Annotated in this window: 7 protein-coding genes and 1 rRNA gene; 5 read left to right on the top strand and 3 right to left on the bottom strand. The window is 72.4% G+C overall.

Features of this window, described 5'->3' with window-relative positions:
* The first annotated feature begins 12 nt into the window (after positions 1-12).
* Positions 13-3300, top strand: coding sequence for a BTAD domain-containing putative transcriptional regulator (locus MB828_RS09250; RefSeq protein WP_301647762.1), 3288 nt, complete (start codon positions 13-15; stop codon positions 3298-3300).
* On the opposite strand, the gene MB828_RS09245 is transcribed toward MB828_RS09250, so the two are convergent.
* Both MB828_RS09245 and MB828_RS09240 read right to left on the bottom strand, forming a co-directional pair.
* Positions 3287-5209 carry a sigma-70 family RNA polymerase sigma factor gene (locus tag MB828_RS09245; protein WP_301647761.1) on the bottom strand — a complete coding sequence of 641 codons (1923 nt, stop codon included), beginning with the start codon at positions 5207-5209 and terminating at the stop codon, positions 3287-3289. The genes MB828_RS09250 and MB828_RS09245 overlap by 14 nt on opposite strands.
* Before the next feature lie 221 nt (positions 5210-5430).
* Entirely contained in the window at positions 5431-6195 is a 765-nt protein-coding gene (locus MB828_RS09240; RefSeq protein ID WP_301647760.1) for a TetR/AcrR family transcriptional regulator, read from the bottom strand.
* A 425-nt stretch (positions 6196-6620) separates the two neighbouring features.
* Here MB828_RS09240 and MB828_RS09235 point away from each other — a divergent pair, with 425 nt between their 5' ends.
* A complete protein-coding gene (locus tag MB828_RS09235) occupies positions 6621-8000 on the top strand; it encodes an NAD(P)/FAD-dependent oxidoreductase (protein ID WP_301647759.1) in 1380 nt (459 codons plus the stop codon).
* 184 nt (positions 8001-8184) lie between these two features.
* The gene (locus MB828_RS09230) at positions 8185-9831 is read left to right on the top strand and encodes an ATP-binding SpoIIE family protein phosphatase (protein WP_301647758.1); all 1647 of its coding nucleotides are present in this window, start codon (positions 8185-8187) and stop codon (positions 9829-9831) included.
* A 228-nt stretch (positions 9832-10059) separates the two neighbouring features.
* Here MB828_RS09230 and MB828_RS09225 read toward each other — a convergent pair whose 3' ends face one another.
* Positions 10060-11352 carry an MFS transporter gene (locus tag MB828_RS09225; protein ID WP_301647757.1) on the bottom strand — a complete coding sequence of 431 codons (1293 nt, stop codon included), beginning with the start codon at positions 11350-11352 and terminating at the stop codon, positions 10060-10062.
* Positions 11353-11474: 122 nt separating this feature from the next.
* On the opposite strand from MB828_RS09225, the gene MB828_RS09220 reads away from it, so the two are divergent.
* Positions 11475-12023, top strand: coding sequence for a MarR family winged helix-turn-helix transcriptional regulator (locus MB828_RS09220; protein WP_133023899.1), 549 nt, complete (start codon positions 11475-11477; stop codon positions 12021-12023).
* A 631-nt stretch (positions 12024-12654) separates the two neighbouring features.
* Positions 12655-12989 (top strand): 16S ribosomal RNA (locus MB828_RS09215); the annotation flags it as partial.

Below are 12989 nucleotides of genomic sequence, written 5' to 3'. Positions count from 1 at the left end.
GACAATGAGCCGGTGCGGTACCGAATTCTGGGCGTGGCCCAAGTCGACGACGACCAGGGCGCTCCCATATCCGTCGGCGGCCCGCGCCTCCGCGCGCTGCTGACCGTCCTCGCCCTGAACCCCGCCCGTACCCTCACCCCCGACACCCTCGTCGAGGAGATCTGGGCGGCGGAGGACGCCCCGCCCCAGGACGCCCCCGCCGCCCTCCAGGCCCTCGTCGGCCGGCTCCGCAGGACCCTCGGCAAGGACAGCGTCATCTCCACCCCCGGCGGCTACCGGCTGGCCGCCGCCGAGGACGACGTCGACCTGCACGTCTTCGAGCGCCGGGTCCGCGAAGGCACCGAAGCCCTGGCCGGCGGCGACCCGGCGACCGCCCACCGCGTCCTCACCGAGGCCCTCGCCCTGTGGCACGGCCCCGCCCTCGCCGACCTGCCGGACCGCGCGACGGCCGCCGCCCGCCCGGAGGCGCTCCGCATGGAGGCCACCCGCGCCCGCGCCGACGCCGCCCTCCGTCTCGGCCGCGCCCCCGACGTCGTACCGGAGCTGACCGAACTCACCGGTGCCCACCCGTACGACGAACCGCTGCACGCCCTCCTGATCCGTGCCCTGCGCGACAGCGGCCGCCCGGCGGAGGCCCTCGCCGCGTACGAGACCGCCCGCCGCGCCCTCGCCGACGGCCTCGGCACCGACCCCGGACCGGAACTGCGGGCCCTGCACGAGTCGTTGCTGACACCGGAATCCGCGCCGCTCGCCGCGCCCCCGCCCCGCACCGGCAACCTCCGTCCACGTCTTACCTCTTTCGTGGGCCGGGAACCCGAGCTCGAAGCCGTTCGTTCCGAATTGCACAGGGCCCGCCTCGTCACCCTCACCGGACCGGGCGGCTCCGGAAAGACCCGTCTCGCCGAGGAGGCCGCCGCCGGGCTCCCGCAGGCATGGCTGGTCGAGCTCGCTCCGCTCGACCGGCCGGAGGCGGTGCCGGGCGCGGTGGTCAGCGCGCTCGGCCTGCGCGAGACCGTGCTCAGGACCAACGAGCTGGCGGCCCCGCAGGCCGACCCCACGGCCCTGCTCGTCGAGTACTGCGCACGGCGCAGCCAACTCCTGATCCTTGACAACTGCGAACATGTCATCGAAGCGGCGGCGGCCCTGGCCGAGACCCTGCTCACCCGCTGTCCGGGGCTCACGATCCTCGCCACCAGCCGTGAACCCCTGGGCGTCCCGGGCGAGTCGGTCCGCCCGGTCGAGCCCCTCGCCCCCGAGCAGGCGCACCGCCTCTTCGAGGAGCGTGCCGCCACCGTCCGCCCCGACGCCGCCGTACCGCCGGCCGACGCGGCGGCGGTCGACGAGATCTGCCGCCGTCTGGACGGACTGCCGCTGGCGATCGAGCTCGCGGCGGCCCGGCTGCGCCTGCTGACGCCCCGGCAGATCGCCGACCGGCTCGACGACCGTTTCCGCCTGCTCACCTCCGGCAGCCGGACGGTCCTGCCCCGCCAGCAGACCCTGCGCGCGGTCGTCGACTGGTCCTGGGACCTGCTCGACGAGCGGGAGCGGACGGTCCTGCGCGAGGTGTCCGTCTTCGCCGGCGGCTGGGACCTGGCGGCGGCGGAGGCCGTGTGCACGGGCCCCGCGGCCGACCTGATCGGCGCGCTCGTCGACAAGTCCCTGATCGTGGCCGCCCCGGAGGCACCGGAGGGCACCGGCGGCATGCGCTACCGCATGCTGGAGACCATCCACGAGTACGCCGTGGAGCGGGCGGCCGAGACCCCCGCGCTGCGTGCCGCGGCGGAGCTGCGGCACCGGGCGTGGGTGCGCGCCTTGGTGGAGGAGGCGGAGCCGAAGCTGCGGTCCGGGGAGCAACTGCCGTGGATCCGCCGTCTGGAGACCGACCTGGACAACATCCGTGCCGCCCTCGACCGCGCGGTGCACGCGGGCGACGAGATACAGGCGGGCGCGATCGTGATGGCCGTCTGCTGGTTCTGGTGGCTGCGCAATTACCGCCAGGAGGCGATGGCCTCGGTGCGTGCGGTGCTGCGCCTGGGCATCGCCCGGGACACCCTGCCCGAGGGCGCCGGGCCGGACGAACTGCGGGCGCTCGCCGCCACGGTCGACCCGGTCGGCGCGCTGCTGGCCGTCTCCGAGGAGGTGGCGGCCGCGCATCCGCTGCACGAGCTGCGCATGGACCTGCGGCTGTACGACCTCTTCCTGATGTCCGAGGCCGACCCCTCGGACATGCTGTCGGACACCCGGGTCCGGCCGTACCTCGCCCGGGTACGCGCCGCCTACGAGGGCGGTGGTCCGTCCGCCGCGCGGCTGCCGGGCCTCATCTGGCCGCTGACCGCCTGGTTCCTGGGCGGCCCGGCGGACATCGGTCCCGACATGGCCGCCGTCGTCGCCAACTGCCGGGTGCACGGCGGGGCCTGGGAGGTCGGTGTCACGCTGATGTACCGCACCCACGTCCGGGTCGACTCGCCGGGCAACCTGCGGGGTGTCGACGAGGACCTGGCCGAGCTGCGGGTCCTCAGCCGGCGGGTCGGGGACCGCTGGATGCGGGCCCAGGTGTGCAGCGCGGCCGGCGAGGCGGACATGGCACGGGGCAGGTACGACCGGGCGACGGGCGAGTACGAGGAGGGGCTGCGGCTCGCCCACGAGGTGGGCGCGTACGCCGAGACGCCGTTCCTGCTCGCGCGGCTCGCCGAGATCTCCCTCCGGTCCGGTGACCGGGCGGGCGCCCGGGCCGTCCTGGACCGTGCGGACGACGCCTCCGAGCGGTACGGGGTGGCGGAGACGAAGGCCTACGTGGCGCTGCTGCGGGCGAGCCTCGCTTACCAGGAGGGGGATGTCGTCCGGGCCCGCGAGTCCTACGAGGCCGCCCGTGCGGCCACGGCCGGCGGCACCCCGCCCCCGCAGTTCCTGGCGGCGTTCCACGGGGTCGAGGCGCTGCTCGTGGCCGTGGAGCACGGCCCGGCACGGGGCCTGCCGATCGTGGCCGACGCGCTGCGCGAGGCGGTGGAGCAGCGGTGCGCCGAGGGCATCACGGCGGCGCTCGCGGACATCGGCGCCGACCTGCTGGCCCGGCTCGGCGACCTGGCGGGCGCGGTACGGCTGTACGCGGCCGCCGACCACTGGCGTGACGGATGCCCCCGGCCCGAACCGGAGCGCATCCGCGCCGAGGAGGTCGACGTGGCCGCCCGCGCGGTGCTGCCCCCGCCGCGCTACACGGCCGAGCGCTCCCGCGGCGCGTCCCTCACCACGGAGGACGCCCTGAGCGAGCTGGGCAGGGCTCCGACGGCTACCGGCAGCTGAACTTCGACGCGGCCCAGTCGGCGAGCGCCAGTGTGTCGAAGGCGCCGTTCTCCGGCTCGACCACCAGACGCACGGTCCTGCGCCCCGTGAGGTCCACATGGACGGGTACGGCGGCCTGTCCGCCCTCGACCACCGCGGACCGCCACAGCCGTACCCCGTCCGCGTAGACGGCGAAGGAGACCCGGCCGAGGCCGAGGGTCATGTCGTCGACCCCGGCCATCGCGTCGTAGGCGGTGCACTGCCGGTTGAGGTCGACGGTGACGGAGGACCGGCCGTGCACGGTGACACCCGGCTCGTACTCCTTGTCGGCGACCGTCACGCCGTAGCGCTGCCACACCCAGCTGCTCTCGCCGAGCCGGATCTCGGGCCGGGTGCCGTCGCCGGTGACGTCGAAACGCAGCTCGCTCAGCTGGTAGGCGACCGGGGCGGGCGGTGGCGTGGGTGCGGGCGTCGGTTCCGGGCTGGGCGTCTGCGCCGGGGTGGGGGTCGGGCTCGGGCTCGGCTTCGGGCGCGGCGTGGGCTTGGCGGCCGGGGGCGGGGAAGGCGTAGGTGTCGGGGTCGGGGTCGGGGTCGGGGCCGGCTCGGGGGCGAGGACCACCGGCTCGGGCGCCGGCTGCTTCCTCGACGGGACCGGGGCCGGTGTCTCCGGCTGGACGGCCGGTCGGGACGGGGTGGGTCTCGCGAGCTCCTTCGCCGGGTGGCTGTCGTTCGCCAGGGCGAGGGCCACGGCGGCGATCGCCGCGGCGACCACGCCGGCGGCGACACCGGCCTTCACCGGCGCCCCCAGCCCCTCGGCGGCGGCCCCGCCGCCCGCCCCGCCGCCGGACGAGCCGCCCGTCGCGGCGGCCGCGCCCGCCGCCCCGGCCCCGGTGCCGCCCGCGACGATCGCGAGTGCCTTGGCGTACCCGGCGGCCCCGAACCAGCCGATGACCGCGACCGGTACGACGGCCGGGATACCGGCGGCGACCTCCTCGATCTGGGCGGCGGCCAGCCGGCACTTGGCGCACTCCTCCAGATGCTTGCGCAGCCCCCGCTCCGCGCGGATACGCAGCTTCCCGCGGGCGTAGCCGCCGAGCTGGTCGGCGTAGCGGGCGCACGCCTCGTCGTCGATGAGGGAGGCGCTGACGTGGGCCTGGAGGTAGGCCTGCTTCAGGCCCTCGCGGGCCCGGCTGGCGAGCACCCGGGTCCCGTTGGCGTCGAGCCCGAAGAGGGTGGCCACCTCGCTCGGCGACTCGTCCTCGACCTCGGTGTGCCAGAGCACGGCCTGCCAGCGCTCGGGCAGCGAACGGAAGGCCCGCATCGCCATGGACTGCTCGGCCTCGTGCATCGCGCGGACGTCGGCCCCGAGGCCGAGGGTGTCGCCGTCGGCCGCCTCGGAGCCGTGCGCGGCCTGGGCCGCGAACACCGCGAAGTCGTCGACCAGCTGCTCGCGCCGGGCCGACCTGACCCACTGCGCCGCCACCCGCCGTACGGAGGTGAGCAGATACGCGCGTACCGCGTGCTCGGGGCCGTGACCGCCGCGCACGGCCTGGAGCATCCGGGCGAACACCTCGGCGGTCAGGTCGTCGGCGGTGTGCGCGTCCCGGCAGCAGCCGCGCGCGTACCGCCGTACCGCGTCGGCGTGCCGCCGGTACAGCTCCTCGTACGCCGAGTCTTCGCCGCCCCGCATGCGTTCGATCAGCTGGCTGTCGGCGGGCGGCAGTTCCCGGGGCGGCGGCAGCACGCTGCCGCCGCGCTGTGCCGGAACGTTCCCCTCCGGCGGGGGGCCCGGGTGCGGCACGCCCGGGAGAGGGCCGGCCGGGCGAGGGCCGGCCGGGTGCGGCACATCGGCACGTCCGCCCTGGCTCGGCACCTGCGGCGAGGCCGTCCCGTCCCCGACGGAGGACTCGTCCCATCCGTCAACGCTCACTGCGGACGCCCCCGATGCCTGCGCGAACCGACCGAATCACCGGGTCAGACTCCCACAGAGGCCCCTGTTCCGGCCCCGGGAGACGGACGGACCACTCGTCCGAGCGCACTTGTCAATGCGCCGCACTGATGATCACCCGTTCGGGGAAGCATCAACTGTCGTGCCTCGCAGAGGGAGCGCGGCGGCGACCGCTGTGCGGCCACCGCCGCCACCGCGCACCGTCAGGGCCGCGACCGCAGCCCCTCCAGCAGGATGTCCAGCAACCGGGACGAAGCCGCCGCCTGCTGCGCGGGATCCGGCAGCGACGGCGCCGCCGTGGCGATCACCAGCAGCACGTCGGAGACCGAGACGTCCGGCCGGAGTTCGCCCGCCGCCCGCGCCCGGTCCACCAGCCGCCCCACCACCTCGAGCAGCGCGGCCGCCCCCGCGTCGTCGGCGTCGGCCACCGGTTCCTCGGCCACCAGCCGCAACTCACCGGCCCCCGGCTGGGTGCGCTGCTGCGGCACCCGGGCCCCCTCGGCGCCGGCACCCGGGGCGCCGACCTCCTCAGGGACGCCGACCCGCAGCACCTGCGGCGGCAGCAGCCGCCCCGCGCCCGACGCCACCGACGTGCGCAGGAAGCGCGACAGCGCCGACCACGGCTCGTCCTCCTGACCGAGCGCGGCCCGCGCCTGGTCGGTCAGCCGGGAGGTCTCCTCCTCGGCTATTCGCCGTACCAGCACGTCCTTGCTCGGGAACCGCCGGTACACCGTGCCGACGCCGACCCGGGCCCGCCGCGCCACGTCCTCCATCGGCGCGCCGTACCCGAGTTCACCGAAGACCTCGCGGGCCGCCCGCAGCACGTGCTCCAGATTGCGCTGTGCGTCCACCCGCAGCGGCGTCGTACGCGGCCCGTCACCGCGTCCGTTGCCCGCCGCCGCGCCCACCGCTCCGCCGCCCGGTGCGAGGGCGGAAGCCGTTGACCAATGTGTGTCCTGAATGTGCATCTGTGTTCCCCCGGTTAATGACGTCTCCCCCCGGAGACTCTCCCCGCCACTGATAGCCGGAGCGAGTGGAACTGACGCCGGTCCATGACCGACCGACAACCGGACCATGACCGATCCATGGACCGTCGGCCGGGCGGACCGCCCGTCGCGGGCCGTTCGACCACATCCCCTACACCCCGTCGACACACGAACATAGTTGAGAGACTGTCAATTCAGAAGGGGGACGTTCCGCACGGTGCGCCCCCCGATCGGAGTACGAGTCGCCTACGCCCCGATTCGGCGCCTTCGCGTCCCCGCGCCCGCCCCCGCTGACCTGGCCCCTTTCGTCCGGTCCTGACCATACTCCCGACGCCCCGCGCGGCCGCCCGCCGGTCACACAAATTGTCGGGGCTGTGGACAAACAAGAGTCACGGGTGCGTCATGGGATGGTGAAGGAACGTGCGCGCATTCTCGTTGTCGGCGGCGGCTACGTCGGGATGTACACGGCCCTGCGGCTGCAACGGAGACTGAAGCGGGAGCTCAGCCGGGGCGAGGTCGACATCACTGTCGTCGCGCCTGATCCCTACATGACGTACCAGCCGTTCCTGCCGGAGGCGGCCGCAGGTTCGATTTCCCCTCGTCACGTCGTCGTACCCCTGCGGCGCGTCCTGGACCGGTGCCATGTCGTCATCGGCGAGGTGACTGCCGTGGAACACGCCAAGCGGACCGCCGCCGTCACCACGCTCGCCACCGCCGAGGAGCGAAAAGGCGCCACTTTCCTGGAGTACGACGAACTGGTCCTCGCGCCCGGCTCGATCGCCCGCACCCTGCCCGTCCCGGGTCTCGCCGAGCACGGCATCGGCTTCAAGACCGTCGAGGAGGCCATCGGGCTGCGCAACCACGTCATCGAGCAGATGGACATCGCCTCCTCCACCCGCGACCCCGCGATCCGCGACGCCGCCCTCACCTTCGTCTTCGTCGGCGGCGGCTACGCGGGCGTGGAGGCCCTCGGCGAACTGGAGGACATGGCCCGCTACACCGCGCGGTACTACCACAACATCCGGCCCGAGGACATGAAGTGGATCCTCGTCGAGGCCACCGACCGGATCCTCCCCGAGGTCGGCCACGAACTCGGCCGCTACACCGTCACCGAACTGCGCGGCCGCAACATCCAGGTACTGCTCGGCACCCGGCTCGAATCCTGCGTCGACCGCGTCGCCGTCCTCAGCGACGGCCAGCGCTTCCCGACCCGCACCCTCGTCTGGACGGCCGGCGTCAAACCGCACCCCCTGCTCGCCGCCACCGACCTTCCGCTCACCGCGCGCGGGCGGCTGAAGTGCACCGCCGAGCTGACCGTCGACGGCGTCGACCACGCGTGGGCCGCGGGCGACGCCGCCGCCGTCCCCGACGTCACCGCCCCCGAACCCGGAACCGAGACCGCCCCCAACGCCCAGCACGCGGTCCGCCAGGCCAAGGTCCTCGGCGACAACATCGTGCACTCCCTGCGCGGCGAACCCCTCGACACCTACGAGCACGCCTACGTCGGCTCGGTCGCCTCCCTCGGCCTGCACAAGGGCGTCGCCCAGGTCTACGGACGCAAGCTGAAGGGCTACCCTGCCTGGTTCATGCACCGCGTCTACCACCTGAGCCGGGTGCCCACCTTCAACCGCAAGGCCCGCGTGCTCGCCGAATGGACCCTCTCCGGGCTCTTCAAACGGGAGATCGTCTCGCTCGGATCACTCGAACATCCCCGAGCGGAGTTCGAACTCGCGGCCGGTGGAAAGCCTCCTCACAGTCCCTCCGGCGACTCGAACGGGTCGTCCTGACGGAACTCAGGAACTCCACGGCCCGCCCCGGCGTCTGACGAATGTCGCCGCCCACGGCCACCCTGCCAGACTGCCCTGCGACCGAGCACAAGGCTTCTCCCCAGAACTGCACCGGGGGACCTCCCCCGGACTCCCCGGCCGCTCCCGTTAGCCGGCCGGAGACGACGACACGAGGCAAGGATTCGTGAACTTCACGCGCTGGAGCGCCCGGCTCCCCGGAACGCAGCGCCGCGCCGCAGCGCGGACCGAGCACACGGTCCCTACGGACCGACGGGGAGAAGGCTCCGTGCCGGCTGCCCGCGCCGAACAACTGACCGACGACCCGCCCTGTGTTCCCGCCGTCGACGAACTGCCCGCCCGCGACGTCCTGGACCACGTGCCGGCCCTGGTCGCCCTCGTCCACGGCCCCGACCACCACATCGCCTACGTCAACGACGCCTATACGACGGCATTCGGCGTCCGACCCGTGGGCACCCCGGCGCGCGAATCCCTGCCCGAACTCGCCGAGCTGGGTCTCCTCCCGCTCCTCGACCAGGTGCTCCGCAGCGGCAAGCCCCGCACGCTCAAGTCCCGCAAGGCGCTCGACGGCCGCACCTACACCTTCACCTGCACTCCCGTAGTCGAGAGCGGCGACCGCGACGGCGGCGTCCTGCTCTTCGCCACCGACGTCACCGACCACGCGGAAGCGGCGGAGCGGCTGCGCGCGAGCGAACGCCGCCAGCGCGAGACGGCGGTCACCCTCCAGCGCAGCCTGCTCCCGCAGGAACTCGAACAACCGGACGACCTGCGTATCGCCGCCACCTACCAGCCCGGCGGCACCGAAGCCGCGGTCGGCGGTGACTGGTACGACGTGATCACCCTCGGCGGCGGCCGCACGGCCCTCGTCATCGGCGACGTCATGGGCCGCGGCGTCCGCGCGGCGGCCGTCATGGGCCAGCTCCGTACGGCGGTCCGCGCCTACGCCCGCCTGGACCTCCCCCCGCACGAGGTCCTCCAGCTCCTCGACGGCCTCGCCGCCGAGATCGACCCCAACCAGATCGCCACCTGCGTCTACGCCGTCCACGACCCGAACGAGGGCCGGCTGGTGTACGCCTCCGCCGGCCACCTGCCGATCCTGGTCCGCGACGAGAACGGCACCGTGCTGCGCACCGACGAGCCGACGGGACCGCCGCTCGGCACCGGCGGCTGGATCCACGCCTCGGGCTCGGTACCGCTGGGACCCGGCTCCACGGCCGTCCTCTACACGGACGGCCTGGTGGAACGCCGTGACGAGGACCTGGACGAGGGCATCGCGGCCCTGGAACGCGCGCTCTCGGGAGCGACCGGCACCCCGCAGGTCGTCTGCGACCGCCTGGTCCGCTCCGCCGGCGTCACGGCCGACCACTACGACGACGTCGCCGTGCTGGTCCTCCAGCACCCGGCCCGCACCGGCCCGGACGGCGAGCTGTTCCGCAACGCCGCGCTGGAGCTCCTCGGCGGCATCGAGGCGGCGCCCCGCGCGCGGGCGTTCGCCTCCGGCGTGCTGACCAGCTGGCGCTTCCCGGCCGACCTCCACGACCTGGGCGTCCTCGCCACGAGCGAGCTGGTCGCCAACTCCCTCCAGCACGGCACCCCGCCCATGCGGCTGCGGCTCCGCCGCACCGACCGCCGGCTGATCATCGAGGTGACCGACGGCGACGACCACCTGCCGCGGCGCAGACGCGCGGAACCGGGGGACGAGTCGGGCCGTGGGATCGACATCGTGGCGACGATCGCGTCCGGGTGGGGGGCGAGAAGGACCCCCGGCGGCGGAAAGGCCGTGTGGTGCGAGTTCCTCCTGCCGAAGGGATAGCGCCGTAGGGGTGCGGCTCCTGTGTCCCGGCCGCGGGTGGTTCGTGGCTGATCGCGCAGTTCCTCGCGCCCCTGGCGGGGCGCCGCACCGGCCGTTTCTCGTAAAGCCGCGCGGGCAGTCGTGCCTCCCCCCAGAGCCCAAAGACCTGGGGGGACCTCCAGGCGGCACGGGAGGGCGCGGGCGTACTGGGCGAGCGCCGGTGAGTGTCGGCCCCAGCGCTCGCCCCCACTACGCGGAGACGGACTCCGTTGTCGCGCCGCCTCGTGCCACGACCTTGGTCCTGGCGAGCCAGGGCTGGTCCTGGGCTGTGGTCAGCCGCTTTCCGAGGCGTATCGCCAGGACGCTGATGCCCAGTGAGAACAGCAGGAACGTCACGATGTACGGAGCCGGCAGCGAGGCCGCCAGCGGGCCGCCCACCGCCGGGCCGACCGCCAGCGCCAGCTGCTTCACCAGGGCGAACGCCGAGTTGTACTGGCCGGCCATCCCGGACGGCGCGAGGTCGGCCACCAGCGGGGCGACCGTCGGCGACAGCATCGCCTCCCCCAGCCCGAACAGCGCGTACGTCGACACGAACGCGGCCGTCGCCATCTCCTGGCTGCCATGGCCCAGCCCCGCGTACCCGGCCACGACCCATGCCACGGCCCAGATCAGTCCGACCCCGGCGATCACCCGCGACCGCCGCCGACGCTCCACGAACCTGAGCACGGCGAACTGCGCGACGACGATCATCAGCGTGTTCGCGGCCAGCGCGGTCCCCAGCGCGGACGTCGATATCCCCGCCGCCTCGACGCCGTACGCGCTCAGCCCGGACTCGAACTGTCCGTAGCACGCGAAGAACAGCACGAATCCCAGCACGGACAGCTGCACCATCGCCCGGTTCTCCAGCAGCTGCTTCCAGCTGCCCTTGCCCTTCGCGGCGGAGGCCGGAGCGTCCGCGATCCGCGGCGAGTGCGGCGTACGCACCGTCGACATCACCACGACCAGCAGCAGGAACATCGCCGCCTCGATCGCGAAGAGGAGCGTGAAGGACGAGACCCGGGTCGTGTCGACGAGGTGACCGCCGATGAGACCACCGACGCCAAGGCCGAGGTTCTGCAGGAAGAACTGGGTCGCGAAGGCCCGCGAGCGGGTCTCGGCCGACGAGCAGTCCACGATCATCGTCGCCAGCGCCGGCTGCATCACGGCCTGCCCGGCCCCGAGCAGCGCGGCGGCGCCCAGTACGGCCGGTGCGTTCCCCGCCAGGCCCAGGCTCAGCGCCCCGACCGCCGCCGTGACCAGGGCGGCGACCAGGACCGGCAGTGGGCCGCGTCGCACGATCGCCCGGCCGGCCAGCGGCAGGACCATCAGCGCGGCCACGGCGAAGACGGCGAGCACGAGCCCCGCCGTCATGGCACCCAGTCCCCGCACCTGCGCCACATAGACGTACAGGTAGGGGACGGTGAAGCCGAGCCCGAACGCGCTGAGTGCGTTGCCCACGTGGATCCGGCGCATCGCTGCGCCCATCGCCCTGGTCACGTTCACCTCTCTCAGGTAGTCAAGTCCCGGACTGCTGAAGTCTGAAGACTTTGAAGCTAAAGTTCGATGCTAAAGAGTACATCTCGAAGGACTTCAACGCCAAGCGCGTCCGTGCGATACTTCGACGCATGGCCGACACCCCCGGCGCCGGCGAGCCGACACTCGACGAGCAGATCGCCGCCTACCAGCGCGAGTTCCAGGACCTCGACCCGCAGGTCGAGCAGGTCGTCTCGGCGCTGTCCCGGCTCAACCGCCGGATGAACGTCGCCTACGGCCGTCAGACCGCCGCCCTCGGCATCAGCAACGCGGAGTGGGAGGTCCTGAAGGCCCTCGTCCTCTCCGGTGCCCCCTACCGCCTGGGTCCCAGCGATCTGGCCAAGCGCCTCGGCCTCACTCCGGCCGCCATGACCCACCGCATCGACCGGATGGTCGCCGAAGGGCTCGTCACCCGGGAGAGGGACGAGAACAACCGCGTCCGGGTGATCGTCGAGCTGACTCCCGAGGGCCGTGAGAAGTGGCTGGAGGCCATGCGCCTCGCCTCCGTCTTCGAGGAGGACCTGCTCCAGGACCTCTCACCGGCGGAGCGGGCCGTCCTCGGCGAGGTCCTCACCAGGCTGCTGCGCCGCGTGGAGCACGCTCAGCCCGACGCCGGTGGCCGGCTCACCGACCTGAACTAAAAGATCTTGACAGGGGGTGCTTGACACGCCCCTGGCTGATCCGTAGAGTTCTTCGGGTTGCCGCCGAGCCGGAACGGTTCTCCGGCAGCACCTCCGCCGCCTTGAGCGGCACCTCAAACCACAGCACGATCTCCTGACGGATTGTTTTCGGCGTGCCCGAATTCAATTCGAATAGGGATCGGCGGCCCCGATTGGGAATCGCCGAGCGGATCCGCTAAGGTTTGGGACGTCGGAACGGCCAACGGCCGGGAAGACAACTCCCGCTGACTGGGAATCAGACGCCGAAAGGATCTGATAGAGTCGGAAACGCCGGAAAGGGAAACGCGAGAGCGGAAACCTGGAAAGCACCGAGGAAATCGGATCGAGAAAAGATCTGATAGAGTCGAAACGCAAGACCGAAGGGAAGCCCGGAGGAAAGCCCGAGAGGGTGAGTACAAAGGAAGCGACCGTTCCTTGAGAACTCAACAGCGTGCCAAAAGTCAACGCCAGATATGTTGATACCCCGTCTCCGGCCGACATCGGCTGGGACGTGGTTCCTTTGAAGAAATAACACAGCGAGGACGCTGTGAACGGTCGGATCATTCCTCCGATCGTTCCGCTCTCGTGGTGTCGTCCCGATTACGGGAAAACATTCACGGAGAGTTTGATCCTGGCTCAGGACGAACGCTGGCGGCGTGCTTAACACATGCAAGTCGAACGATGAACCACTTCGGTGGGGATTAGTGGCGAACGGGTGAGTAACACGTGGGCAATCTGCCCTTCACTCTGGGACAAGCCCTGGAAACGGGGTCTAATACCGGATAACACTCTTGCAGGCATCTGTGAGGGTTAAAAGCTCCGGCGGTGAAGGATGAGCCCGCGGCCTATCAGCTTGTTGGTGAGGTAGTGGCTCACCAAGGCGACGACGGGTAGCCGGCCTGAGAGGGCGACCGGCCACACTGGGACTGAGACACGGCCCAGACTCCT

The sequence above is a fragment of the Streptomyces arenae genome, from assembly GCF_022343545.1.
GTDB classification, from domain to species: domain Bacteria; phylum Actinomycetota; class Actinomycetes; order Streptomycetales; family Streptomycetaceae; genus Streptomyces; species Streptomyces humi.
This window is presented reverse-complemented; position numbering and strand designations above follow the sequence as displayed.

Bases quoted from the DNA above. Each gene is read 5' to 3' on its own strand.
- MB828_RS09240 (WP_301647760.1), bottom strand. From the start codon at position 6,195: ATGCACATTCAGGACACACATTGGTCAACGGCTTCCGCCCTCGCACCG.
- MB828_RS09235 (WP_301647759.1), top strand. From the start codon at position 6,621: ATGGTGAAGGAACGTGCGCGCATTCTCGTTGTCGGCGGCGGCTACGTC.
- MB828_RS09220 (WP_133023899.1), top strand. From the start codon at position 11,475: ATGGCCGACACCCCCGGCGCCGGCGAGCCGACACTCGACGAGCAGATC.